We start from the raw sequence: 23,666 nt of genomic DNA, 5'->3' as shown, positions 1-23,666 counted from the left end.
CGGGCGGCGCCGTGCGGGCTGGGCCGGGCGGGCCGTGCGGGCCGGGCCGGGTGGGCCGGGCTGAGCGGGGCCGAGCCGGGTGGGCCGGGCTCAGCCGTGCGGGCGTGGTCATCGGGACCGGGAATGCCGGGTCACCGGGGCGGGTTGAGGCGATCATGACCGAGATCCTTCGCTACACCGCGTTCTCCGCCGACCCCGAAGGCGGGAATCCCGCCGGCGTGGTCCTCGACGCCTCGGGGCTGGACGAGGCCGGGATGCTCGCCGTCGCCGCCGGACTCGGCTACAGCGAGACCGCGTTCCTGACCGCGCCGCCCGCCGGACTCGGGGCCCCGGAGGGCCGCGGGTTCACCGTGCGGTACTTCAGCCCCAAGGCGGAGGTGCCCTTCTGCGGGCACGCCACCGTCGCCACGGCGGTGGCGCTCGCCGAGCGGATCGGCCCCGGCGAGCTGGTGTTCGCCACGCCCGCCGGCACGGTCCCGGTGTCCGTCACCGCCACCGGCACCGACGGGGACGGCACCGACGGGGGCGGGGGCCTGCGGGCCACCCTCACCAGTGTCGAGCCGTACGTCGAGGAGGTCGGTGCCGACGACCTCGCCGAGGCGCTGGCCGCGCTGGGCTGGCCGGAGGCCGACCTGGATCCGGAGCTCGCGCCCAGGATCGCGTACGCCGGGGCCCGGCACCTGGTGCTCGGCGCCGCGACCCGGGCCCGGCTGGCCGATCTGGCGTACGACTTCGCCCGGCTGGAGGCGCTGATGCGGCGCCTGGACCTGACCACGCTCCAGCTGGTGTACCGGGCGGGCCGTGACGTCTTCCACGTCCGCGACCCGTTCCCGGTCGGCGGGGTCGTCGAGGACCCGGCCACCGGGGCGGCGGCCGCCGCGTTCGGGGCGTACGCGCGCGAGCTGCGCCTGGTTCCGGCGGACGCCGTCCTGACCCTGCACCAGGGCGAGGACATGGGACGCCCGGGCGTCCTGACGGTCGAACTGCGCGCCGGTGACCCGCGCGTCCGGGTCGGCGGCGCGGGCGCCCGGATCGTATGAGGGACCGGGGTGGGAAGGGGACGGGCGGCGGCGTGCGGATCCTGAGCTTCGCGGAGGCCGACGTACCGGCGGGCCTGGCCGCGCAGGTGGCGGCCCTGGAGGACGAGGCCTGGCCCGGGGCCACCCCGGGGCACGACCCGGCGCTGGCGCCGCGCGCCCTGCTGCTCGTCGCCGACGACGGCACGGTGGCCGCGTCCCTGGCGCTGCTGTTCAAGGAGATCCGGCACGCGGGGCGGACCTACCGGGCGGCCGGGCTGAGCGCGGTCGTGACGCGGCGGGCGCTGCGCGGGCGGGGGTACGGGGCACGGCTGGTGGCGGCGGCGCGGCGGGAGCTGCGCGGCGTACCCGGCCTGGACGTGGTGCTGTTCAGCTGCGACCGGCCGCTCGCCGGCCTCTACGAGAGCGCCGGGTTCACCGTGCTGCCGGGGACCGTGCTGGTCGGGGGGACCCCGGACGATCCGCTGGCCACGGACGGCCCCGGCTTCGACAAGGTGGTCCTGGCCGACTTCCCGGGCGCCGCCGCCGACCCCACGGCCTTCACGGCCACCCGTATCCCCCTCCACCCGGGCCGGGTGGACCGCCTCTGGTGACGGCGGCCCGGCCGGCCGGGCACGACTCCAGCCGCTGCCCTCAGGAGGTGGCCGGGGAGGCGCCGGGACCGGGTACGGCGGCGCGCACCGGGACCACCAGAGGCACCCCCGTGCGGGGGTGCCCGAACACCTCGACCGGCTGCCGGTAGACCCGGCTCAGCAGCTCGTCGCGGAAGACCTCCGCGGGCGGACCCTCGGCGGCGATCCGCCCCTCGTGCAGGACGGCGGCGCGGTCCGCGTACGCGGCGGCCAGGCCCAGATCGTGCAGGACGACCACCACCGCGTCGCCGGCCGCGGCGCGTTCCCGGCAGATCCGCAGGACCAGCTCCTGGTGGCGCAGGTCCAGCGCCGCCGTCGGCTCGTCCAGCAGCAGCAGGAGCGCCCGCTGCGCCAGGACGCGGGCCAGCGCCACCCGGGCCCGTTCGCCACCGGACAGGGCCGAGAAGGGCCGGGCCGCGAACGCGGTGACCTCGGTGGCGGCCATCGCGGCGGCCACCGCGTCGTCGTCGGCGTCGGCCGGGGCGGTGCCCGCGTACGGCGCGCGGCCCATCCGTACGACGTCCTCGACCGGGAAGGGGAAGGACAGTTCGGCGGACTGGGGCAGGACGGAGCGGCGCAGCGCCAGGTCCGGGGCGGGCCACTCGGTCACCGGGCGCCCGTCGATGCGTACGGTGCCGCGGGCGGCGGGCAGATCGGCGGCCAGCGCCGCCAGCAGGGTGGACTTCCCCGCCCCGTTGGGGCCGACCAGGGCCAGCACCTCACCGGAGCGCGCGGTCAGTTCGATGCCGCGCAGCACCTCGCGCCCGCCCAGGCGTACGTGCAGGTCGCTCACCTCGGCGACGGTCTCGCCGGGGGCGGGGCGGGCGGGCAGGTCGCGCCGGGCGCGCCCGAACAGCGTGCGCAGCGGCGTCCCGGGCGTGCGGCTCATGCCCAGCCTCCTTGCCTGCGGCGGGTCCGGCGCAGCAGCCAGAAGAAGAACGGGCTGCCGATCAGGGCGGTCAGGACGCCCAGGGGCAGCTCGGCGGGCTGGGCGACGGTACGGGCGGCCAGGTCGCCGGCGACCAGGACCACGGCCCCGGCGAGCGCGCTGCCGGGGACCAGGAACCGGTGGCCGGGACCGTTGGCCATGCGCAGCAGGTGCGGGACGAGCAGTCCGACGAAGGTGATGACGCCGGCCACGGCGACGGCGGCCGCCGTCAGCAGCGCGACGAGCAGGATGAGGCGGACGCGCAACCGCTCGACGTGCACCCCGAGGTGGCGGGCGGGGCGTTCGCCGAGCGCGAGCAGGTCCAGCCGGCGGGCGTACAGCGGGGCCAGCAGCAGGCCGGCCAGCGCGCAGGGCAGCACGGCGAGCACCTTGGGCCAGGTGGCCTGGGCGAGTGAGCCGAGCTGCCAGAAGGTGATCTGGTTGACCTGGCCGCTGTCGGCGAAGAAGACGAACAGCCCGATGAGGGCGCCCGCGAAGGCGTTGACGGCGATGCCGGTGAGGATGAGGGTGACGACCTCGGTCCGCCCGCCGCTGCGCGAGAGCAGGTAGACGGAGCCGACCGTGAACAGGCCCGCGACGAACGCGCAGAACGTGATCGTCCAGTTGCCGAAGAAGCTGAGGCCGAGGCCGATGGCGGCGACCGCGCCGACGGCGGCGCCCGCCGAGATCCCGATGACGCCGGGCTCGGCCAGCGGGTTGCCGAACACGCCCTGCATCAGCGCGCCGGCACAGCCCAGGCTCGATCCGACGAGCAGCGCCAGGACCACGCGTGGCAGCCGCACGTTCCACAGCACGCTCTCACCGACCCGGTCCAGCGGCGCGCCGCCCAGTCCGATCCGGTGCTGTACGGAGGCCAGGACGTCGCCGAGGGGGATGCGGTAGGCGCCGAGCCCGGCCGAGACCAGGGCGAGGACCACCAGGGCGACGACGAGTGCGGCGCCGAGCACGAGTCCGCCGCGGCGCAGTCCGCCGAGGCCGGCCGTACGGGCGGGCGGTGCCCCGTCCTTCGACGGCGGGGTGCCGGAGGACGGCTCGGTGTCGGGCGGCGCCGGGGTGCCGGAGGGCGCCGGCGTGTCGGAGGCCGCCGAGGTCTCCGAGGGCGCCTGGGCCGACGGGTCGTCGGTGGGCGAGAGTGCGGTCACGGGTCAGGCCTTGCCGTAGAGCTGGGTGATCAGGGAGGTGAGGACCTCGTTCGTGCGGGGGCCGTAGTTGAGCAGGACCCCGTCGTCCACGGTGACCACGCGCCGGTCCATGCCGGCGGGGGTCTGCGCGACGCCCGGGATCTTGACCAGGCCGTCGACGCCGCCGACGGACTCCAGGCCCTTGGACATGACGAGGATCGCGTCGGGCGCGGCCGCCGCCAGCGCCTCGCTCGTGATCGGGGTGAAGTCCTTGGCCAGGCCCGACTCCTTGCCCGCGTCGACCGCGCCCGCCGCCTCCAGCAGGGAGGCCGCGCCCGAGTCGGCGCCGCCGAGCAGGTAGACGGAGGCCGTGCCGCGCAGGTAGAGGAAGGCCACCCGGGGCTTCTTGGCGGAGTGGGCCGGAATGTCCTTGCGGGCGGCGCCGATCCGGTCGGCGGTGCGCTGCTTGAGCGCCTCGCCCGCCTCCTTCACGCCGAGGCCCGCCGCGACCGCGTCGATGCGCCGGGGCACGTCGTCCAGCGACTTGGCCGGGGGCACGACCAGGACCGGGATGCCGGCGTCGCGGATCTGCTGCACGGCCTCGGCCGGGCCGGTCGTGGTCTCGGCGACGACGAGGGTGGGCCGCAGGGACAGCACGCTCTCGGCGGAGACGTCGTGTGCTCGTGTCACCACCGGCAGAGCGGCGGCCTGTTCGAACGTGGTGGTGATGTCCCGGGCGACGGCCCTCCCGCCGAGGCCCAGGGTGTACACGATCTCGCTCAGGCTGCCCGACAGCGGGATGATCCGTTCCGCCGACTCCACGGTGACCTGTGCGCCGTCCGCCGAGGACACCGTGGCCGGCAGCGCCGGTACGGGCGCCGCGGCGGCCAGTGGCTCCACCCGGTCCGGGGCCCCGGCGGCCGCGGGGGCCCCGGGGGTGTCCGTGCTCCCGCAGCCCGTCACGGCCGGCGCCAGCGCGAGCGCCAGGGCGAGCAGCGCGACGGCGCGGCGGGGGAAACGGGGTGGGGCGGCGGGCGTAGGCACGAAGGCACCGTCCTGTCGTCCGGCTGAAGGTTCTGGGCACCGGGGGCTTGCCAAACCCGGCCGGAGGTAGCTTAGGTTAGCCTAACCTCAGTTGCTAGACCTTGGAGGGGACATTCATGTCCGCACGACCCGCCCGCGCGTTCGCCGTTGCTCTGCTGGCGGCCCTGCTGGGAGCGCTCCTGCTGCCGGCCGCCGCCGCCGAGGCCGCGAGCCGCACCGTGCAGGGCGGCCGTCTCGACTGGGGCATCAAATCGTCTTTCCAGAGTTACGTCACGGGTCCCATCTCGAAAGGCGCTTTCCAGCTGAAGAACGGAGCCGCCACCGCGGGCGGCAGCCTGTTCCGTTTCCACTCGGCGAAGGGCTCCTACGACCCCGACACCGGTGAGTTCACCGCCGCCTTCACCGGCGGCGTCCGCTTCACCGGCCACGCCCGGCCCGACGGCGGCCTCGACCTGGACATGACGGTCAGCAACCCCACCGTGCGGATCTCCGGGGGCAGCGGCACCCTCCACGTCGACGTCACCAGCAAGGCCAAGGACACCGGCGCGGTCAGCAGCCAGTCCCAGGTGGCCTTCGCCACGCTCGGCCTCGGCGGCATCAACATGATGGGCGGCGGCAGCCCGCTCGCCCTCACCAACGTCCCGGCCACCCTCACCGAGCAGGGCGCCACGTCCTTCGCCGGCTACTACGGCGCCGGCACCGCGCTCGACCCCGTCTCGCTCTCCGCCGACGTCCTGGCCGCCGCGCAGCCCACCACCCCCGCCGCGCAGAGCCCGGGCGCGCAGCCGAGCGCACAGCCGAGCACCACCGGCACGGTCGCGCCGGGCGCCTTCGCCGACGCCGCCGTCGACTGGGGCGTGCGCCGTACCTTCCGCGAGTACGTCAGCGGCTCCGTCGGCCAGGGCAGGTGGACGCTCGCCGAGGGCGCGCAGGACGGCGGCGCGCTGTTCCGCTTCCCGCAGGGCCAGGGCACGTACGACGGCCAGAAGGGCACCCTTGACGCCGCGTTCGCCGGCAGCGTCCGCTTCACCGGCGCCCACCTCGACCTCACCTTCGGCAAGGTGGCCGTCAGGATCGAGAACGGCAAGGGAACCCTGTCCGCCGACGTCACCAGCGCCGGCCAGACCCAGAACGCCGTCCCGCTCGCCGAGTTCGACGCCAAGGGCATGAAGACCGAGGGGCAGCTCGCCACCCTCACCGAGGCGCCGGCCACCCTCACCGAGGGCGGCTCCAAGGCCTTCAACTCCCTCTACAAGGCGGGCACCGAGATGGACCCCGTCACCCTCGCGGTCGCCCTCGACGCCTCCGCCCAGCTGCCCGCCCTGCCGAACCTCGGTTCCACCGCCGCCGCGCCGTCGCCCACGCCGTCGGGCACCGCCGCCGCGGAGTCGCCCGCGCCGGCGGCGTCCGCCGAGGCGTCCTCGCGCACCGGCCTCCACCTGTCCCTGGCCGGGGCGGCCCTGGTCCTGGCCCTCGCCGCCGGCTTCCTCGTCCTGCGCAGGCGCCGCGCCGCGGCCGCCACCACCCGCGACACCACCGGCGCCCCCACCGGCGACACCGCACCCACCGCGGGCGCCCCCGACGCCGGTTCCGCCCCGCAGGACTGATCCACTCCCGACCCCCGTGCAGGAGACCTCTGTCATGTCGTTCCACCGCCGATCGCTCGCGCTCGCCGCCGCCACCCTGACCGCGGCCGCGCTGGGCGCGAGCGCCCTGATGCTCCCCGCCTCCGCCGCGGAGCCCGCCGGGGCCGCCAAGGCCGGACAGGCCGGACAGGCCGCACCGGCCGCCGGTGCGCCCACCGCGCCCCGGAAGGTCATAGGCGGCACCCTCGACTGGGGTCTGCTGAAGGACTACCGGGAGTACGTGACGGGCATGGCGCACGGCACGATCACGGTCGGCGACGGTGCGAAGCAGAACGCCGACGGCACCTTCCGGTTCGGCGCGCCCGCCGGCCAGTACGACCCCCGCGAGAACCGGCACACCATCACCGCCGCCTTCCAGGGCAGCGTCACCTTCAGCTCGCCCGCCCCGCCGGCCGGTCACGGCTTCACGGTCAAGCTCTCCGACTTCCGTATCGACAGCGGGACCCGGAAGCTCACCGCCGACGTCACCAAGGGGGAGGCCACCACGCAGGACGTGCCGCTCGCCGACGTCGCCTTCAAGGGCATGGACATGACCGGCCTGGCGACCAAGCTGACGAAGGAGGCCGCCGACCAGCTCGGCTCGCAGCGCTACAACGGCCTGGCCGGCGACCCGCTGACCGCGAAGCTGCAGTTCGAGGATCAGGCCCCCGGGCCGACGACCACCCCCTCGAACACCTCCTCCCCCTCGTCGACCCCGAGCGCCACCGCGAGCGCCACGGCGACGCAGGCGCCGGACGACGACGTGCAGAAGATCCTCTCCGGCCGCCTCACCTGGGGCTTCAAGGAGTCCTTCCGCGGCTACGTCCTCGGCGCGGGCGGCAGTGTCACCCCGGCCGGCGGCGCCGCCAAGAACGGCTCGACGTTCGACTTCGCCCTCGGCAAGGGCGAACTGGAGGCCAAGGCCAAGAAGCTCGACGCCGCGTTCGCCGGCAGCCTGCGCTTCCAGTACGCCGCGCACGGCATCGACATCACCCTCGCCAACCCCCGGGTCAAGGCCGCCGGCGCGTCCGGCACCCTGTACCTGGACGTGACCAACGCCGCCGGCGCCAAGACCGCCGTGCCGTTCGCCACGCTCGACCTCTCGCGCACCGACTACCGCACGGCCAAGGGCGTGCTGGCCCTCGACAGCGTGCCGGCCGTCTTCACCGCCGAGGGTGCGGCCACCTTCGACAGCTCCCAGGGCAACATGTACAAGGCGGGCATGCCGATGGACGCCCTCGTCCTGTCCGTGGCCGTCGACAAGGACGCCGTCCTGCCGAGCGCCACCCCCACCTCGACCGCGACCGCCACCACCCCGGCCGGCGGCACGGCGGGCGGCGGCGGCAGCGTGGGCGGCGGTACGGCCGGCGGCGGCAGCGCGGGCGGCAACCTCGCGGCCACCGGCTCCGAAGTCCCGGCCGGCACCCTGCTCCTGGCCTCCGGCACGATCGTCGCGGCCGGCGCGGGTGCGGTGTTCCTCGCCCGCAGGCGCCGGACCACCACCTCCGGCTGACGCGTGGACAGCTGACCGCGTGCTTCAATTCCCGCGTGAACGATCTCGACGTGCTCAAGGTCTTCTGCGCGGGCGACGGGAGCCACGGCAACCTGCTGGGTGTCGTACGCGACGGCCGGACCTGCCCGGACGACGCCTCCCGCCAGGCGCTGGCGGCCGAACTCGGCTACAGCGAGACGGTGTTCGTCGACGACCCCGAACGCGGGGTCGTCGACATCCGCACGCCCGGCACCCGGCCGGCCTTCGCCGGGCACCCGCTGGTCGGGGTGGCCTGGCTGCTGGACGTCGAGGAGCTGAACCCGCCCGCGGGCGCCGTATGGGCGCGCGACGACGGGGAGTTCACCTGGATCACGGCGCGCGCCGAGTGGGTCGAGGGCAAGCGCACCGTGCAGTACGCGAGCCCCGCCGAGGTGGACGCGCTGCCCGCGCCGCCGCCCGGCGAGGGCTGGCTGTACGCGTGGGCCTGGGAGGACGAGACCGCGGGCCGGGTCCGGGCCCGCGGTTTTCCGCGCCGCCCGGACGGGGTGATCACCGAGGACGAGGCCACCGGCTCGGCGGCGCTGCTGCTGACCGCCCAGCTGGACCGCGCGCTGAACATCACGCAGGGCGCCGGCTCGCAGATCCTGACCGCCCCCGGCCCCGACGGCACCATCGAGATCGGCGGCCGCGTCCGCTTCGCACCGGCCGCGGCCGGCGTACCGCGCCCACGGCAGTAGGCGTACGGCCAGGGCGCGGAAACGTTCCTGGGGGTCCGGCGGAGCTCCGCCGGACCCCCAGGTGGGGGCGCAGGGTTACCGGCGGCTCACGCGCTCAGCGGGAACTGCTCGCCCAGTTCGCGGAAGACCGCGCCGTTGAAGTCGAACGCGCGCTTGCACTCGTCGATGATCCGCTGCTTCTCCAGGTCGTCCGCCGCGATGGCGTCGAGGAGCTCGCGGTAGGTCCGCTTGAAGGCCGCCGGGTTGGAGATCTGCTCGAAGACGTAGAACCGCACGCCGTCGCCCCTGCGCTCGAAGCCCCAGGTCCGCTCCGCCTTGTCGCGGATGATCTGGCCGCCGGAGAGGTCGCCCAGGTACCGGGTGTAGTGGTGGGCCACGTACCCGCCCGGCCAGGTGGCGGCGCACTCGGCGACGCGCGCGGCGTACGCCTCGGTGGCGGGCAGGGCCGCCAGCGTCCCGCGCCAGGCGGGGCCGCGCAGGTGCGCGAGGTCGCGCTCGATCTCGGTCAGGCGCATCAGCTCGGGCCGTATGAAGGGGCCGGCGACCGGGTCGTCCCGCAGGGACGCGGCGGCGTCCTCCAGGGCCCGGTAGACGAACCACAGCTGCTCGGTGTAGCGCGTGAACGCGTCCACCCCGAGCCGGCCGCCGAGCAGGTCGCTCATGAACGTCGACGTCTCGGCCTCGGTGTGCTGCTCGTGCGAGGCGACGCGGATGACCGTGGAGAAGGCGTCCAAGACGGACCTCCGTAGGGATGCGGGAGCCGGGCGTGGCGGCAGCGCGCCGCCCCACCCGATCCTCTTACTTAGGCTTGCCTAAGTCAATGTGTTCCCGACGGCCTGTCGGTAAAACCTACGGGAGCGTGAGAATGTCGGCCCCGGTGTCGGTCACCACCAGTGTGTGCTCGAACTGCGCGGTCCGCTTGCGGTCCTTCGTGACGACGGTCCAGCCGTCCGCCCACATGTCGTACTCGTGCGTGCCCAGCGTCAGCATCGGCTCGATCGTGAAGGTCATGCCGGGCTCGATGACCGTGGTCGCGTGCGGGCTGTCGTAGTGCGGGATGATCAGGCCGGAGTGGAAGGACGAATTGATGCCGTGCCCGGTGAAGTCCCGGACCACGCCGTAACCGAAGCGCTTCGCGTACGACTCGATGACCCGGCCGATGACGTTGATCTGGCGGCCCGGCTTGACGGCCTTGATGGCCCGGTTCAGCGCCTCGCGGGTGCGCTCCACCAGCAGCCGCGACTCCTCGTCCACGTCGCCGCACAGGTAGGTGGCGTTGTTGTCGCCGTGCACGCCGCCGATGTAGGCGGTGACGTCCAGGTTCACGATGTCGCCGTCGCGCAGCACCGTGGAGTCCGGGATGCCGTGGCAGATGACCTCGTTGACCGACGAGCACAGCGACTTGGGGAAGCCCCGGTAGCCCAGCGTCGAGGGGTAGGCGCCGTGGTCGCACATGTACTCGTGGGCGACCTTGTCGAGCGCGTCCGTGGTCACCCCGGGCTCGATCAGCTTGGCGGCCTCCGCCATCGCCTGCGCGGCGATGCGGCCGGCGACGCGCATCGCCTCGACGGTCTCGGGCGACTGCACCTCCGGTCCGGTGTACGGCTTGGGCCCGGGCCTGCCCACGTACTCGGGGCGACGGATGTTGCCGGGGACGGAACGGGCGGGAGAGAGCTCGCCGGGTACGAGCAGCGACTGGCCAGACATGCATGCGAGTGTATCCAGCGGGGATCGGGCAGCATGGCGGCAGCGGAAGGAGCACGCGATGGCCCTGTTCAAGAAGCGTCAGGTCGGCAAGCCGGGTGAGTGGTACTACTGCCTCGTCCACCAGAAGGTCGAGGAAGGGCCGGAATGCCCGGCCAAGGACCGCTTCGGCCCGTACGGGACGCCGGAGGAGGCGGAGCGCGCCATGCAGACCGCGCAGGAGCGCAACCTGGAGTGGCAGACCGACCCCCGGTGGAACGACGTGAACGACGTGAACGACGTGAACGACGTGAACGACGTGAACGACGCGAACGACGCGAAGGGCGCGAACGGCGGCGGGGAGCCCGGGGGCACGGCGACGCCCTGAGGCCCCGGCAGCACCGGAGATCACGGCGGCTCGTGTGCTCCGGCAGCCCTTGAGTGCCCGGCGGCTCCGGTGGGCTCCGGCAGCCCCTGAGTCCCTGCGGCCGCCGCGGCCGTGCGCCCCCGGTGGCCCTGAGCACCCGATGGCTCCGGCGGCCCTGGCGGCCCTGGCGGCCCTGGCGGCCCTGGCGGCCGCGGCGGGCCCGGCGGGCCGCGGCGGTGCCCGGCCGGCCCGCGGTACGGGGGCGCTACCAGCGGCTGGGCGGCGGGGCCGTCAGCTGGTCGGCCAGCCGCGCCAGCCGGTCCCGGAACCGGCGCGGGGCCCGCTGCCCCGGCAGGCCGTTCTCCCCGGCCGCCGCGCTCACCAGGTGCTGCACCGTGTCCAGGTCCACCCCGTCCCCATCCCCGTCCCCATCCCCGTCCCCGTCCGCCGGCACGGACAGCGCGTCGTGCGCGAGCGCGCCGAGCTCCTCGTCCCCGCCGTCCAGGGACAGCACGGTCGCCCCCGCCCGGCGGGCGTCGTACACCCGCTCCAGCAGTCCCGCGCCGGGCCGCTCCGGCGCCACCACCAGCAGCGTGTGCCCGCGCCGGGCCGTCGCCAGCCGGCCCAGCCCCACCGACAGGTGCGGCGGCTCGCCCGGCAGCACCCGGTGCCGTACCAGGGTCGGCGCCAGCTCCGGCCGCCCCGACCAGGCGGCCTCGTCCACCAGGTGCGCGGCCAGGTGCCAGGGCTCGTAGCCCTCGGTGCCCACCAGCAGCAGGCGTCCGCCGGCCGGCGCGACCGAGCGGCGCAGCGAGCCCGCGAAACGGCGGGCGGCGTCGGGCCACTGCGTCCCGGCGAGGACCTCGCGCAGCAGCGCGACTCTGACCGCGTCCATGGCCGCATCCTTGCGCACGGCCGGCCGAACCGTGTGCGGTTGCCACCGCCTCACCCGTTCGGCCTTGCGCTACCCGGCAGTACGCTCGCCCCCATGACCTCCACTGAGAACAGCAAGCCCGCGGCCCGCGACCCGTGGGAGCTGCCCGACGTATCCGGCCTCGTGGTCGGCGTCCTGGGCGGTACCGGGGACCAGGGCCGGGGCCTGGCCTACCGGCTGGCCCGCGCCGGCCAGAAGGTGATCATCGGTTCGCGCGCCGCCGAGCGGGCGCGGACGGCCGCCGACGAGCTGGGCCTGGGCATCGAGGGCGCCGACAACGCCGAGTGCGCCCGCCGCAGCGACATCGTGATCGTCGCCGTGCCGTGGGACGGCCACGCCAAGACCCTGGAGTCCCTCCGCGAGGAGCTCGCGGGCAAGCTGGTCGTCGACTGCGTCAACCCGCTCGGCTTCGACAAGCAGGGCGCGTACGCCCTCAAGCCCGAGGAGGGCAGCGCCGCCCAGCAGGCGGCCGCCCTGCTCCCCGACTCGCGCGTCACGGCCGCCTTCCACCACCTGTCGGCCGTCCTCCTCCAGGACGAGTCCATCGAGGAGATCGACACCGACGTGATGGTCCTCGGCGAGGTACGCGCCGACACCGACCTCGTCCAGGCCCTGGCCGCCCGCATCCCCGGCATGCGCGGCGTCTTCGCCGGGCGCCTGCGCAACGCCCACCAGGTCGAGTCCCTGGTCGCCAACCTGATCTCGGTCAACCGCCGCTACAAGGCCCACGCGGGCCTGCGCGTGACGGACGTCTGACCCGCCCCACCGGCCACCCGCTCCCGGCGGGTGGCCGGGGAGCCGCCGCGGACCGGCCCGGCGCATGGGGGACACTGGAGGAGCTCGACCCGTTCCGTGCCCCCGAGGAGCCCGCCCCCATGCCCCGCCTTGCCGTGTTCGCCCTTGTCGTCTGCGCCCTCGCCGTGGCCGCAGCAGTCGTCGCCTTCGTGCGGGGCGACTTCATCGGGATCGTGTGGGTGCTGCTGGCCGGCCTGACCTCCAACATGGCCTGGTTCTACATCCGCCGGGCCAAGGCGCAGAAGGCTTCCGAGGTCAGCCGCTGACCTCGCACAGGCCGCCGGCCTCGCTCCAGAAGGTGTAGAGCTCGCGGCCGCAGTACGACTCCAGGTCGCTGACGCCGAGCGCGGCCAGGAGGTCGTGCACCACGCCGAAGAAGAACTGGTTGACGGCCGGGATCCACAGCAGGCCGAAGACGATGAGCAGCCCGACCGGCGCGAGGGGCGCCAGCTCGCGGCGCAGGTTGTACGACAGCCAGGGCTCGATGACCCCGTAGCCGTCGAGCCCGGGGACGGGCAGGAAGTTCAGGATCGCCGCCGAGACCTGGAGCAGCGCGAGGAAGGCGAGCGCGAAACGGAACGGCACGGGCACGCCGTCCAGGGCGTCCAGCCAGAACGGCGCGGTGCACACGACCGCGAACGCCACGTTCGTCAGCGGCCCCGCCGCCGAGATCAGGCTGTGCTGCCAGCGCTTGGTGATCCGGTCGCGCTCGATGTACACGGCCCCGCCCGGCAGGCCGATGCCGCCGAAGATCATGAACAGCACCGGCAGGACGATGCTCAGCAGCGCGTGCGTGTACGCGAGCGGGTTGAGGGTGAGGTAGCCCCGGTCCTTGACGCTGAGGTCGCCGCTGTGCAGGGCGGTGCGCGCGTGCGCGTATTCGTGCAGGCACAGCGACACCACCCAGGCGGCGGTGACGAACAGGAACACCGCGAGCCCGGTGCTGGTGGAGTACCCCGTCCACACCGCCCACCCGGTCACGGCCATCACGGCGACGATGCCGATGAACACCGAACTGATCCGCCGCTCCCCGCGGCCCGTCTGCACACCCATGCGGCGAAACCTACCGCTGTCCCGGTGACCCGCCGCGGCCCGCCCCCGCCACGGCCCCCGCCGAAGGGCCCGGCCACGGGCCCGGCCGGAAAATGGAGGGACCGTTCGGCGGGGAAGGGGACAATGGGGCGGTGCGTTACGCGATCCTCGGCAGCACCCAGGCGGTCCGCGGCGACGGGACCCCCGTCCCGGTCGGCGGGGCGCGGCTGCGCGCCCTGGTCACCGCGCTCGCCCTGCGGCCCGGCCGCGCGGTCCCGCCGCGGGTGCTCGTCGACGAGGTGTGGGCCGGCGATCCGCCCGCCGACGCCGTCGCCGCCCTCCAGGCCCTCGTCGGCCGGCTGCGCCGGACCGTCGGGCACGCCGCCGTCGTCTCCGACGAGGGCGGCTACCGCCTCGCCGCCGACCGCGACGACATCGACGTCTACCGTTTCGAGCGGCTCGCCCGCACCGCCGGCCGGGCTCTGGCCGACGGGGACCCGGCCCGGGCCGCCGAGCTGTACGACGAGGCGCTCGGCCTGTGGCGCGGCCCGGCGCTGGCCGACCTGCCGGACCCGGCGGCCGAGGCCGCCCGCTGGGACGCCGTACGGCTGGAGGCGCGCCGGGGGCGGCTCGCCGCCGCCCTCGCCCTGGGCCGGGCGGAGGGCGCCCTGCCGGAACTCACCGCCCTGTGCGCCGAGCGGCCGCTGGACGAACCCCTCCAGGCCCTGCGGCTGCGGGCCCTGCGCGACAGCGGCCGCACCGCCGAGGCGCTGGCCGCGTACGACGGCGTCCGCCGCGCCCTCGCCGCCCGCCTGGGCACGGACCCGGGCCCCACACTCCGCACCCTGCACACCGAACTCCTGGGCCCCACACCCCCCACCACCCACCGGCCCGCACCGGCACACCCGTCGGCCCCGGCCCCGGTCCACCTGCCCGCCCCGGGCCCGGGCCACCCGGCGGCCACCGCGTTGGGGCACTTGGCGGCCACGGGACACCCGGCCGCCACGGCGCCGGGTACCGCGGCCGGGGCGCCGCAGGCCGCGGCGGGTACGCCCGGACCGGCTGCGGGGGCACCCGGTGCCGGGCTCCAGTCGCCCGGATCGGCCGGGGCAGCCGAGACCACGCCCGGGCCCAGGGGGAGTACGCCCGGAGGGCCGGGGGGCGGGCCCGGCGCCGCCGGGACCGTGCCCGGGGTTGCCGGGACTGCTGCCGGAGTTCCCGGGGTCGGGCCCGGGGTTGCCGGGACTGCGTCCGGGGGCGCGGCCGGAGCCTCTGCGCCCGCTCCCGGGCGACCCGGGCTCGCGCCGGGGGTTTCCGGGGCTGCCGCCGGGGTGCCCGGGGCCGCCGTGGGAGCGGCCCCCGCGCCCGGGCACGAGGTACCGGGTACCTGGGCCCCCGCGCCCGGGCACGAGGTACCCGGTGCCTCGGCCCCCGTGTCCGGGGTGGCCGGCACCGCCGCCGGGGTGCCCGGGGCCGCCGGGGGAGCGGCCCCCGCGCCCGGGCACGAGGTACCGGGTGCCTCGGCCCCCGCCCCCGCGGCGGCCGTGCCCGCGGCCCCGGCCGGGACCGCCGCCGGGGGGAATCTGCGGGCTCGGCTCACCACGTTCGTCGGGCGTGAGGACGACATCAAGACCATCGGCGACGACCTCGCCGGCGCCCGGCTCGTCACGCTGCTCGGCCCCGGCGGCGCGGGCAAGACGCGGCTGTCGCAGGAGGCCGCCGAGGCGCACGCCCCGGGCACCTGGCCCGACGGGGTGTGGCTCGTCGAGCTCGCCCCCGTCGACGACCCCGACGACGTCGCCGAGGCCGCGCTCGCCGGGGTCGGCGCCCGTGAGACCAAGCTGCGCGGCGCCGCCGCCGAGGAACTGCGCGCCCTGACCGACACCACCGGCGACGACCCCCTGCGCCGCCTCGCCGAATACTGCGCGCACCGCCGGCTGCTGCTGATCCTGGACAACTGCGAGCACGTCATCGGCGCCGCCGCCCGCCTCGCCGAGGAGCTCCTCACGCACTGCCCGGGCGTCCGGATCCTGGCCACCAGCCGCGAACCCCTGGGCGTGCCGGGGGAGTTCCTGCGCCCGGTGGAGCCGCTGCCGCCCGGCCCCGCGCTCCGGCTCTTCGCGGACCGGGGCGCCGCCGCCCGCCCCGGGTTCACGGTCGCCGACGACCCCGAAGCCGCCGCCGAGATCTGCCGCCGCCTCGACGGTCTCCCGCTGGCGATCGAGCTCGCGGCGGCCCGGCTGCGGCTGCTCGCCCCGCGCCAGATCGCCGACCGCCTCGACGACCGCTTCCGGCTCCTGACCAGCGGCAGCCGGACCGTGCTGCCCCGCCAGCAGACCCTGCGCGCGGTCGTCGACTGGTCCTGGGACCTCCTGGACGCCCCCGAACGCGCCGTGCTGCGGCGGCTGTCCGTCTTCGCCGGCGGCTGCGACCTCGACGCCGCCGAAGCCGTGTGCGCCGACCCGGCGTACGACACCGCCGACACCCTCGGCTCGCTCGTCGACAAGTCCCTCGTCGTCGCCGCCCCCACCGCCGACGGCACCGGCATGCGCTACCGCCTCCTGGAGACCGTCGGAGAGTACGCCGCCGAGCGCCTCGCCGAGGTCCCGGGGGACCGCGAGGCCACCGAGCGCCGCCACCTCGTCCACTACCGCGAACTGGCCCGCGGCACCGAGCCGCGCCTGCGCGGTCACGGCCAGCGCGCGGCCGTCGACCGCCTCGCCACCGAGTACGAGAACCTCCGTACGGCGCTGCGCCGGGCCGTCGCCGCCCGCGACGCCGGCGAAGTGCTCTGCCTCGTCCACGCGCTGGGCTGGTACTGGCACATGCAGGACCTGCGCACCGAGGCCCGGCACTGGGCCGACGCGGCCGCCGCCCTCGGCCCCGACCCCTTCGCCCCGCCGTACGCCCCCGCCGAGCCCGTGTACGAGCGGCTCGTCGACACGCCCCCGCCCTACTCCGACGCCCTGATGGCCGAGGGCTGGCGCGCCCTGCACCTGGTCCGGCTGGCCTCCCGCGACCACAGCAACGCCGACTGGGACAACCCGGAGGTGCAGGCCGTCATCGAGGGCGTGCTCGCCACCTACCGGCCCGGACTGCCGCAGACCTGCCGGACCCCGGCCTCCCTGTGGATCTACGCCGTCATGATCGCGGGCGAGGCCGGGCTGCTCAAGGAGGTCGTGTACGCCACCGTCGACACCGCCCGCGCCCTCGGCCTCCGCTGGGAGCTCGCCTCCGCCCTCCAACTGCGCGCCGCCGTCCTGGCCAACCGCTCCGACTGGGTGGGCGACGCGGCCCGTGACGCCGACGAGTCCCTGGAGATCTTCCGTGAGCTCGGCGACGACTGGGGCTGCGCCGAGGCCCTGGCCGCCCGCGCCGACGCCCGGGAGAAACGCGGCGCGTACCGGGCGGCCGCCCAGGACTACCGGGCGGCGATCGGGTACGCCGAACGCCTCGGCGCGCGGGCGCAGGTGACCGTGCTGCGGGTCCGGATGGCCGGCGCGCTCGTCGAGAGCGGCGAGGTCGCGCAGGCCGAGGAGATCCTCACCGAGGTCATCGCCGGCGTGCGCCAGTCGCTCGGCAACGAGGCCATGCCCGCGGCCCGCATGTTCCTCGCGAACATCCTCGGCCGCACCGGCCGGATCCCGGAGGCGCGCGTCCAGATCCAGTTGCTGCGCGAGGAGTTCGCCCTCGGCGCGTTCGCCGTCTTCGACGTGTTCCTGCTCGCGACCGTGGCCTGGCTGGACAACCGGGAGGGCGCGTACGAGGAGTGCCTCCAGAGGGTCCGCGAGGCCATGGGGGCCTTTCGGCAGCCGCTCGCGCTGATGGTCGCCCCGCACCTGCCGGCCGTGTTCCTGGTGACGGCCGCGGACGCCCTCGCCTCGCTCGGCGGCCGGGAACGGGCGTACGACGCCGCGCGGCTGCTCGGCGCCTACCGGGCCCACCTGCCGGCCGCGCACCATCCGGTGTCCACCGAACGCGAGGACGCCGCCCACGCCGAGGAGCTGGCACGGGCGGCGCTCGGCGAGGACGCGTACGCGCGGGCGTACGCCGAAGGCGGCGGCCTCACCCTGAAGGAGGCCACCGCCCTCGTCTGATCCGGGATCCCCCGTCAGGAGTCCGTCCCGGGACGCGATCCGGAGCGGAGCGACGCCCGGATCAGGTCTTCTGGCGGAACTTGCGGACCGCGAGCGGCATGGTGACCGCCGTGATGGCCAGCGACCAGAGCAGGGTCATCCACACCGAGTCGCCCACGGGCGTCCCGTTGATCAGGGCGCGGGCGGCGTCCGCCAGGTTGGACAGCGGGTTGTAGTCCGTGAAGGACTGCAGCCAGCCCGGCATCGTGGACGGCGGGGCGAAGATCGAGCTGCCGAACTGCAGCGGCATCAGGACCAGCATCGCCATGCCCTGGACGGCCTGGGCGGTCTTCATGGTGAGACCGAGCAGGATGAAGATCCACATCAGCGCGCCGCCGAAGACCGCGGACAGCCCGATGGCGAGGAAGAGGTCCAGCACGGAGGACTTGATCGACAGTCCGAGCATGAAGCCCACGGCCAGCAGGATCGCGATGGCGACCAGCATCCGGCCGAGCTCGACCACGATCTTGGCGAGGAGCACGGACGACCGGGCGATGGGCATGGACCGGAACCGGTCCATCACGCCCTTCTTGAAGTCGTCGTTGACCCCGGTGCCGACCGCCATGGCGATGTTCATGCCCATCATCGCCATGAGGCCCGGGATGACGTAGTTGACGTACGCCGCCTGGTTGCCCTTGCCGGAGATCGCGCCGCCGAAGACGAAGACGAACAGCAGCGTGAAGATGATCGGCATGAACAGGACGTCGAACATCGACTCGGGGTCCTGCTTGATCTGCAGGGCGTTGCGGCGCACCAGGGCCCCGATGTGCCGCAGGTTGGCCCGCAGGCCGATCCGCCCCTCCCCGGCGGGGGAGCCCGCCGGGCGCCGACCGGAGGCGGCGGGAGCGGGCTTCGTCGTGGTTACGGTGCTCATGCCGCGACCTCCTCGGTCTTGTCGGTGGGGACGGAGTCCTCGGCGAGGGCGGGCTTCTGGCCGGTGATCGCCAGGAACACCTCGTCGAGGCTGGGCAGGTACGTGCCGAGGTCGGCGATCGCGTACCCGCGGGCGGCCAGCAGGCCGACCACGGCGGTCAGCTGCTCGTCGCTGAGGATCGGGACGAGGAGCACGCCCTCGTCCGGCACCGCCTGGGAGCCGGCCACGCCGTCCAGACCGGCCTCGGCCAGCGAGCGGGCCATGCCCGGCACGTCCGAGGGGTCCACGGGGCGGATCCGCAGGGTGCGGCCGCCGACGCGCGCCTTCAGCTCGTCCACCTTGCCGTTGGCGATGACCTTGCCGCGGTCGATGACCGTCAGCTCGCTCGCGAGCTGCTCGGCCTCCTCCATGTACTGGGTGGTGAGCAGCACGGTGGCCCCCTCGGCGACCAGGCGCTGGACCTCGTCCCACACCTCGTTGCGGGTACGGGGGTCCAGACCGGTGGTCGGCTCGTCCAGGTAGAGCACGGCCGGGTTGCCGACCAGCGAGGCGGCGAGGTCGAGCCGGCGGCGCATACCGCCGGAGTAGTGCATGGCGGCCTTCTTCGCGGCCTCCGTCAGGGAGAACCGCTCCAGCATCTCGTCCGCGCGGGCCCGGGCGTCCTTGCGGGACAGGTCCAGCAGCCGGCCGATCATGTAGAGGTTCTCCCAGCCGGAGAGCTTCTCGTCGACCGAGGCGTACTGACCGGTGAGGCCTATGGTGCGGCGCAGCTGCCGGGGCTGGCGGACCACGTCGTAGCCCGCGACGGTCGCGGTCCCGGAGTCCGGGACGATCAGGGTGGACAGGCAGCGCACCAGGGTGGTCTTGCCGGCGCCGTTGGGGCCCAGGACACCGAGGACGGTGCCCTCGCGGACATCGAGGTCCACGCCGTCCAGCGCCTTGGTCTCGCCGTAGTGCTTGACCAGTCCCCGTACCTCCACGGCGTTGGTGCCGTGCCGGGGGTTCTTGTCGTTTCGCGTCATGCCCACCATGGGACCAGACGCCACTGACAACGCACCGACAGACGACCGACAGCCGACCGACAGACGGGCGACGGCCCGCCGACGAAGCTGTCGGCGGGCCGTCGGCCGGCATCAGTGGAAGCTGTGCTCCTCCTGCGGGAACGATCCGCCGACCACGTCCTCGGCGAACGCCCTCGCCGCGTCCCCCATCGTCTGGCGGAGGTTCGCGTACTGCTTGACGAACCGCGGCAGCTTCCCGCTCGTCAGCCCCATCGCGTCGGTCCACACCAGGACCTGCGCGTCGCAGTCCGGGCCGGCGCCGATGCCGACGGTCGGGATGTGCAGCGAGCGGGTGACCTCGGCGGCCAGCTCGGCCGGGACCAGTTCCAGCACCACCGCGAACGCGCCCGCGTCCTGCGCGGCCTTCGCGTCGCGCAGCAGCTGGTGGGCGGCCTCGTCGCCGCGGCCCTGGACCCGGTAGCCCATGGCGTTGACGGACTGCGGGGTCAGCCCCAGGTGCGACATGACCGGGATGCCCGACTGCACGATCAGTTCCGTCTGGGCCAGCGAGCGCTCGCCGCCCTCCAGCTTGACCGCGCCGACCCCGGCCTCCTTGACGAGCCGGGTGGCGCTGCGCAGCGCCTGGACCGGCCCCTCCTGGTACGAGCCGAACGGCAGGTCGCCGATGACCAGGGACCGGCTGGTGCCCCGGACCACGGCCGCCGACAGCAGGGTCATCTCGTCCATCGTGACGGGCACGGTGGTGTCGTAGCCGAGGTGGCAATTGCCCATCGAGTCGCCGACGAGGATGACCGGGATGCCGGACTCGTCGAACACGGAGGCGGTCATCGCGTCGTAGGCGGTGAGCATCGGCCACTTCTCGCCCCGCTCCTTGGCGAGGCCGAGGTCGCGGACGGTGATGCGCCGCGTGCCCTTCCCGCCGTACAGGGTGGGGGCTGCCACCTTGGCGGGTTCCTGGGCAGGCGAAACGGCGTGCGTCATTGCAACTGCTCCTTGTGTCATCTCGAGGCGCCCTCACGGCGTCCCCGGACTCACCCACCATGGTGGCATCCGCGCGGCCCGCACCGGAAGAGCGCGCCGCACGGCTCCGTCGGCGCTCCGTCACACGCCCGGCCCGCCACGGCGGGCGCGCGAGGGAATGTGCGCGTTTCGTGACAGATGCAACCCCTGCCGCCAGGTGGTTCGTCCTTCCTTGCGAAGGGTCGGGACAAACGCCCCACACAGGACGGCACGTAAGGCTCCGGATATCGCCTAGGGTCAAGGGGCGGGGACGGAGCGCGAGCACGGCAGCGAGGACAGAGGTATGGCACAGGTGTATCTGCAGGAGACGGGGAACGGCGGCTCGGAGCACGAGCCCTCCGGATCCCGCTTCCGGCGCCGCCTGGCCGAACTGCGCAGAGACCCCGGGATCTGGCGGCGCGGCATCGTGCTCGCCGTCCTGGCGGTGCTGCTGGCCCTGGTGATGATCTTCCACGCGTATCTGCCGAACGACGTCGGCAACACCGGGAGCCTCATCGAGACCTTCCTGCCCTGGCTGGGCCTGGCGGTCCCGCTGCTGCTGGCCGGCGCGCTCTGGCGCAGGTCCGCGACCGCGCTGATCGCCGTCGTGCTGCCCGCCGTGGTGTGGACGAACCTCTTCGGCGGGCTGGTCACCGACAAGTCGGGCGCCGGCGGCAACCTGATGGTGGCCACCCACAACGTCGACGCCGACAACCCCGACCCCAAGGGCACCGCCGAATCGGTCGCCACCTCCGGCGCCGACGTGCTGGCCCTGACCGAGCTCAAGGCCGGCGCGGTCCCCGTGTACGAGAAGGCCCTGGCCGGCACGTACAAGTACTACGCGGTCGAGGGGACCGTCGGCGTGTGGAGCAAGTACCCGCTGACCTCCAGCGCGCCCGTGGACATCAAGATGGGCTGGACCCGCGCGATGCGCACGACCGTCGCCACCCCCAGCGGCCCGGTGGCCGTCTACGTCGCCCACCTGCCCTCGGTACGGGTCAAGCTCAACGCCGGGTTCACCGCCAACCAGCGCGACAACAGCGCCGAGGCGCTCGGCCAGGCGCTGGCGGGCGAGCCGCAGAAGAAGGTCATCCTCCTCGGAGACCTCAACGGCACCATGAACGACCGCGCCCTGTCCCCGGTCACCTCGCAGATGCGCTCCACGCAGGGCGCGGCGGGCGACGGCTTCGGCTTCAGCTGGCCCGCCCAGTTCCCGATGGCCCGCATCGACCAGATCATGGTCCGCGGCATCAAGCCCGAGGCCTCGTGGACCCTCCCGCGCACGGGCAGCGACCACCTCCCGGTCGCCGCCCGCGTCACGGTCCGGCAGTAGGCCCTACGACCCCGCCCGCTCGCGCCAGCCGTTGGTGACGGGCAGGCGGCGGTCCTTGCCGAAGCCCTTCGCGGAGATCTTCGTGCCCGGCGGGTACTGGCGGCGCTTGTACTCCGCCGTGTCCACCATCCGCAGGGTCCTCGCGACCAGCTCCGCGTCGTGGCCGGCCGCGACGATCTCCGCCAGGCCCCGGTCCTGGTCCACGTACAGCGCCAGGATGGCGTCCAGGACCGGGTAGTCCGGCAGCGAGTCGGTGTCCACCTGGCCCGGGCGCAGCTCCGCGCTCGGCGGCTTGGTGATCGAGTTCTCCGGGATCGGCGGGGTCTCGCCGCGCTCGGCGGCGGCCCGGTTGCGGTACGCCGCCAACCGGAAGACGTCCGTCTTGTACACGTCCTTGATCGGCCCGTACGCGCCGACCGAGTCGCCGTACAGGGTGGAGTAGCCGACCGCCAGCTCGGACTTGTTGCCCGGGGCCAGCACGAGGTGGCCCTCCTGGTTGGAGACCGCCATCAGCAGGGTGCCGCGCAGCCGGGACTGCAGGTTCTCCTCGGCCAGGCCCGTCAGGTCCAGTGCGCCCATGTAGGCGTCGAACATCGGCTCGATGGAGACGGTCCGGAAGTTCAGTCCGGTACGGCGGGCCAGCTCGGCCGCGTCCGAGCGGGAGTGGTCGGAGGAGTACTTCGAGGGCATCGAGACGCCGTACACGTTCTGCGCGCCGATCGCGTCGCAGGCGACCGCGGCGACCAGCGCCGAGTCGATACCGCCGGACAGGCCGACGAGGACCGAGCGGAATCCGTTCTTCACCACGTACGCGCGCAGGCCCACCACCAGCGCGTCGTAGACCTCCTCGTCGTCGTCGAGGCGGTCGGCGTACCCGCCGGTCACGACCGCCTCGTCCGCCGGGGCGGGCTCCTCGGACAGGACCACGCGGTCGATGCGCAGCCCGTCGTCGACGACGCCCTCGGGCGCGTCGGGGGCCGCCGCCGGCAGGTCCAGGTCGACCAGGACGCAGCCCTCGGAGAACTGCGGGGCCCGGGCGACGACCGCCCCGTCCCGGTCGACCACGATCGAGTCGCCGTCGAAGACCAGCTCGTCCTGGCCGCCGATCATCGCGACGTACGCGAGGGTGCAGCCGGCCTCCTGCGCGCGCTTGCGGACCAGCTCCAGGCGTACGTCGTCCTTGTTGCGCTCGTACGGCGAGGCGTTGAGGGAGATCAGCAGCCCGGCGCCCGCGGAGCGGGTGGCCGGGACCCGGCCGCCCTCCTGCCAGAGGTCCTCGCAGATGGCCAGCGCGACGTCCACGCCGTGCACCCGGACGACCGGCTGGGTGTCGCCGGGGACGAAGTAGCGGAACTCGTCGAACACGCCGTAGTTGGGGAGGTGGTGCTTGGCGAAGCGGAGCGCCACCCGGCCGCGGTGCAGCACGGCGGCCGCGTTCTGCGGGGCGCCGGCCGGGCGGCCCAGACGCGGCGAGGCCTGCTCGGCACGGTCGAGGTAACCGACCACGACGGGCAGCTCGCCCAGGTCCTCGGCCGCCAGCCGGGCGGCGAGCTCGCGCAGCGCGGTGCGGGAGGCCTCGACGAACGAGGCGCGCAGCGCCAGGTCCTCGACGGGGTAGCCGGTGAGCATCATCTCGGGGAACGCCACCAGGTGGGCGCCCTGCTCGGCGGAGTGCCGGGTCCAGTGGACGACCGAGTCGGCGTTGGCGGCGATGTCGCCGACGTGCGAGTCGATCTGATTCAGCGCGAGGCGTAGTAGAGGCACGGGACCCAGTCTAATCGTCTTTCTGACGCGATGTCCTGGGTCCCGGTCCTCCGGGGGGTGTTGGCGGGGCGGGCACCCCGCGTCGGGCGC

21 protein-coding genes are annotated in these 23,666 nt (G+C 74.6%); 10 read left to right on the top strand and 11 right to left on the bottom strand.

Annotation, left to right across the window (positions count from 1 at the left end; translation table 11 throughout):
- Positions 1 to 155 precede the first annotated feature (155 nt).
- A complete protein-coding gene (locus ACIPXB_RS12775; protein WP_401448148.1) occupies positions 156 to 1,040 on the top strand; it encodes a PhzF family phenazine biosynthesis protein in 885 nt (294 codons plus the stop codon).
- Positions 1,041 to 1,072: 32 nt separating this feature from the next.
- Positions 1,073 to 1,630 (top strand): GNAT family N-acetyltransferase, encoded by a 558-nt coding sequence (locus tag ACIPXB_RS12770; RefSeq protein ID WP_401448146.1) that lies wholly within the window; start codon positions 1,073 to 1,075, stop codon positions 1,628 to 1,630.
- Positions 1,631 to 1,670: 40 nt separating this feature from the next.
- On the opposite strand, the gene ACIPXB_RS12765 is transcribed toward ACIPXB_RS12770, so the two are convergent.
- The 3 genes from ACIPXB_RS12765 to ACIPXB_RS12755 all read right to left on the bottom strand — a co-directional run bounded on the left by ACIPXB_RS12765 (position 1,671) and on the right by ACIPXB_RS12755 (position 4,783).
- A complete protein-coding gene (locus tag ACIPXB_RS12765) occupies positions 1,671 to 2,558 on the bottom strand; it encodes a heme ABC transporter ATP-binding protein (protein WP_401448144.1) in 888 nt (295 codons plus the stop codon).
- Positions 2,555 to 3,583 (bottom strand): FecCD family ABC transporter permease, encoded by a 1,029-nt coding sequence (locus ACIPXB_RS12760; RefSeq protein WP_401448315.1) that lies wholly within the window; start codon positions 3,581 to 3,583, stop codon positions 2,555 to 2,557. Before ACIPXB_RS12760 ends, ACIPXB_RS12765 begins: the two co-directional genes overlap by 4 nt.
- A 180-nt stretch (positions 3,584 to 3,763) precedes the next feature.
- Positions 3,764 to 4,783: a hemin ABC transporter substrate-binding protein gene (locus ACIPXB_RS12755; RefSeq protein ID WP_401448143.1), complete on the bottom strand. Its 1,020-nt coding sequence runs from the start codon at positions 4,781 to 4,783 to the stop codon at positions 3,764 to 3,766.
- 116 nt (positions 4,784 to 4,899) lie between these two features.
- On the opposite strand from ACIPXB_RS12755, the gene ACIPXB_RS12750 reads away from it, so the two are divergent.
- From ACIPXB_RS12750 to ACIPXB_RS12740, 3 genes are read left to right on the top strand one after another with little or no spacing between them, the layout of a single operon-like run.
- Positions 4,900 to 6,390: an HtaA domain-containing protein gene (locus ACIPXB_RS12750; protein ID WP_401448140.1), complete on the top strand. Its 1,491-nt coding sequence runs from the start codon at positions 4,900 to 4,902 to the stop codon at positions 6,388 to 6,390.
- 34 nt (positions 6,391 to 6,424) lie between these two features.
- The gene (locus ACIPXB_RS12745; protein ID WP_401448137.1) at positions 6,425 to 7,921 is read left to right on the top strand and encodes an HtaA domain-containing protein; all 1,497 of its coding nucleotides are present in this window, start codon (positions 6,425 to 6,427) and stop codon (positions 7,919 to 7,921) included.
- 35 nt (positions 7,922 to 7,956) lie between these two features.
- Positions 7,957 to 8,637, top strand: coding sequence for a PhzF family phenazine biosynthesis protein (locus ACIPXB_RS12740; protein WP_401448136.1), 681 nt, complete (start codon positions 7,957 to 7,959; stop codon positions 8,635 to 8,637).
- Between the two features lie 86 nt (positions 8,638 to 8,723).
- Here the strand turns inward: ACIPXB_RS12740 and ACIPXB_RS12735 are convergent, their stop codons facing one another.
- Both ACIPXB_RS12735 and map read right to left on the bottom strand, forming a co-directional pair.
- Entirely contained in the window at positions 8,724 to 9,371 is a 648-nt protein-coding gene (locus tag ACIPXB_RS12735; RefSeq protein WP_401448133.1) for a heme oxygenase (biliverdin-producing), read from the bottom strand.
- Between the two features lie 115 nt (positions 9,372 to 9,486).
- The gene (gene map, locus ACIPXB_RS12730) at positions 9,487 to 10,344 is read right to left on the bottom strand and encodes a type I methionyl aminopeptidase (RefSeq protein ID WP_401448131.1); all 858 of its coding nucleotides are present in this window, start codon (positions 10,342 to 10,344) and stop codon (positions 9,487 to 9,489) included.
- 58 nt (positions 10,345 to 10,402) lie between these two features.
- Between map and ACIPXB_RS12725 the strand changes: the two genes are divergently transcribed.
- Positions 10,403 to 10,708: a hypothetical protein gene (locus ACIPXB_RS12725; RefSeq protein WP_401448128.1), complete on the top strand. Its 306-nt coding sequence runs from the start codon at positions 10,403 to 10,405 to the stop codon at positions 10,706 to 10,708.
- Between the two features lie 244 nt (positions 10,709 to 10,952).
- Here the strand turns inward: ACIPXB_RS12725 and ACIPXB_RS12720 are convergent, their stop codons facing one another.
- Positions 10,953 to 11,582 (bottom strand): hypothetical protein, encoded by a 630-nt coding sequence (locus ACIPXB_RS12720; RefSeq protein WP_401448127.1) that lies wholly within the window; start codon positions 11,580 to 11,582, stop codon positions 10,953 to 10,955.
- Positions 11,583 to 11,675: 93 nt separating this feature from the next.
- On the opposite strand from ACIPXB_RS12720, the gene npdG reads away from it, so the two are divergent.
- Together npdG and ACIPXB_RS12710 are read left to right on the top strand one after the other, a co-directional pair.
- Positions 11,676 to 12,377, top strand: coding sequence for an NADPH-dependent F420 reductase (gene npdG / locus ACIPXB_RS12715; protein ID WP_401448125.1), 702 nt, complete (start codon positions 11,676 to 11,678; stop codon positions 12,375 to 12,377).
- A gap of 119 nt (positions 12,378 to 12,496) precedes the next feature.
- Positions 12,497 to 12,682: a hypothetical protein gene (locus ACIPXB_RS12710; RefSeq protein ID WP_401448123.1), complete on the top strand. Its 186-nt coding sequence runs from the start codon at positions 12,497 to 12,499 to the stop codon at positions 12,680 to 12,682.
- Here the strand turns inward: ACIPXB_RS12710 and ACIPXB_RS12705 are convergent.
- Positions 12,672 to 13,469, bottom strand: a complete 798-nt coding sequence (locus tag ACIPXB_RS12705; protein ID WP_401448121.1) for a site-2 protease family protein — start codon at positions 13,467 to 13,469, stop codon at positions 12,672 to 12,674. The two genes, ACIPXB_RS12710 and ACIPXB_RS12705, sit on opposite strands and share 11 nt — an antisense overlap.
- 92 nt (positions 13,470 to 13,561) lie before the next feature.
- Here ACIPXB_RS12705 and ACIPXB_RS12700 point away from each other — a divergent pair, with 92 nt between their 5' ends.
- Positions 13,562 to 17,545: an AfsR/SARP family transcriptional regulator gene (locus ACIPXB_RS12700; RefSeq protein ID WP_401448119.1), complete on the top strand. Its 3,984-nt coding sequence runs from the start codon at positions 13,562 to 13,564 to the stop codon at positions 17,543 to 17,545.
- A gap of 61 nt (positions 17,546 to 17,606) precedes the next feature.
- Here the strand turns inward: ACIPXB_RS12700 and ACIPXB_RS12695 are convergent, their stop codons facing one another.
- The 3 genes from ACIPXB_RS12695 to panB form a co-directional block, all read right to left on the bottom strand.
- Entirely contained in the window at positions 17,607 to 18,458 is an 852-nt protein-coding gene (locus ACIPXB_RS12695) for an ABC transporter permease (protein WP_401448117.1), read from the bottom strand.
- On the bottom strand, positions 18,455 to 19,489 hold the full coding sequence (locus ACIPXB_RS12690) for an ATP-binding cassette domain-containing protein (RefSeq protein ID WP_401448115.1): 1,035 nt from the start codon (positions 19,487 to 19,489) through the stop codon (positions 18,455 to 18,457). The genes ACIPXB_RS12695 and ACIPXB_RS12690 overlap by 4 nt, the downstream gene beginning before the upstream one ends.
- 102 nt (positions 19,490 to 19,591) lie before the next feature.
- Positions 19,592 to 20,461, bottom strand: a complete 870-nt coding sequence (gene panB / locus ACIPXB_RS12685; protein ID WP_401448113.1) for a 3-methyl-2-oxobutanoate hydroxymethyltransferase — start codon at positions 20,459 to 20,461, stop codon at positions 19,592 to 19,594.
- 322 nt (positions 20,462 to 20,783) lie between these two features.
- Here panB and ACIPXB_RS12680 point away from each other — a divergent pair, with 322 nt between their 5' ends.
- The gene (locus ACIPXB_RS12680; RefSeq protein WP_401448110.1) at positions 20,784 to 21,812 is read left to right on the top strand and encodes an endonuclease/exonuclease/phosphatase family protein; all 1,029 of its coding nucleotides are present in this window, start codon (positions 20,784 to 20,786) and stop codon (positions 21,810 to 21,812) included.
- A 3-nt stretch (positions 21,813 to 21,815) separates the two neighbouring features.
- Here the strand turns inward: ACIPXB_RS12680 and ACIPXB_RS12675 are convergent, their stop codons facing one another.
- Positions 21,816 to 23,576 (bottom strand): NAD+ synthase, encoded by a 1,761-nt coding sequence (locus tag ACIPXB_RS12675; RefSeq protein ID WP_401448108.1) that lies wholly within the window; start codon positions 23,574 to 23,576, stop codon positions 21,816 to 21,818.
- Between the last annotated feature and the right edge of the window lie 90 nt (positions 23,577 to 23,666).

The sequence above is a fragment of the Streptomyces sp. NPDC090022 genome (genome assembly GCF_044748145.1).
Taxonomy (GTDB): domain Bacteria; phylum Actinomycetota; class Actinomycetes; order Streptomycetales; family Streptomycetaceae; genus Streptomyces.
This window is presented reverse-complemented; position numbering and strand designations above follow the sequence as displayed.

Bases quoted from the DNA above. Each gene is read 5' to 3' on its own strand.
- ACIPXB_RS12775 (WP_401448148.1), top strand. From the start codon at position 156: ATGACCGAGATCCTTCGCTACACCGCGTTCTCCGCCGACCCCGAAGGC.
- ACIPXB_RS12765 (WP_401448144.1), bottom strand. From the start codon at position 2,558: ATGAGCCGCACGCCCGGGACGCCGCTGCGCACGCTGTTCGGGCGCGCC.
- ACIPXB_RS12750 (WP_401448140.1), top strand. From the start codon at position 4,900: ATGTCCGCACGACCCGCCCGCGCGTTCGCCGTTGCTCTGCTGGCGGCC.
- ACIPXB_RS12745 (WP_401448137.1), top strand. From the start codon at position 6,425: ATGTCGTTCCACCGCCGATCGCTCGCGCTCGCCGCCGCCACCCTGACC.
- map (WP_401448131.1), bottom strand. From the start codon at position 10,344: ATGTCTGGCCAGTCGCTGCTCGTACCCGGCGAGCTCTCTCCCGCCCGT.
- ACIPXB_RS12725 (WP_401448128.1), top strand. From the start codon at position 10,403: ATGGCCCTGTTCAAGAAGCGTCAGGTCGGCAAGCCGGGTGAGTGGTAC.
- ACIPXB_RS12720 (WP_401448127.1), bottom strand. From the start codon at position 11,582: ATGGACGCGGTCAGAGTCGCGCTGCTGCGCGAGGTCCTCGCCGGGACG.
- npdG (WP_401448125.1), top strand. From the start codon at position 11,676: ATGACCTCCACTGAGAACAGCAAGCCCGCGGCCCGCGACCCGTGGGAG.
- ACIPXB_RS12710 (WP_401448123.1), top strand. From the start codon at position 12,497: ATGCCCCGCCTTGCCGTGTTCGCCCTTGTCGTCTGCGCCCTCGCCGTG.
- ACIPXB_RS12705 (WP_401448121.1), bottom strand. From the start codon at position 13,469: ATGGGTGTGCAGACGGGCCGCGGGGAGCGGCGGATCAGTTCGGTGTTC.
- ACIPXB_RS12700 (WP_401448119.1), top strand. From the start codon at position 13,562: ATGGAGGGACCGTTCGGCGGGGAAGGGGACAATGGGGCGGTGCGTTAC.
- ACIPXB_RS12695 (WP_401448117.1), bottom strand. From the start codon at position 18,458: ATGAGCACCGTAACCACGACGAAGCCCGCTCCCGCCGCCTCCGGTCGG.
- ACIPXB_RS12690 (WP_401448115.1), bottom strand. From the start codon at position 19,489: ATGGTGGGCATGACGCGAAACGACAAGAACCCCCGGCACGGCACCAAC.
- panB (WP_401448113.1), bottom strand. From the start codon at position 20,461: ATGACGCACGCCGTTTCGCCTGCCCAGGAACCCGCCAAGGTGGCAGCC.
- ACIPXB_RS12680 (WP_401448110.1), top strand. From the start codon at position 20,784: ATGGCACAGGTGTATCTGCAGGAGACGGGGAACGGCGGCTCGGAGCAC.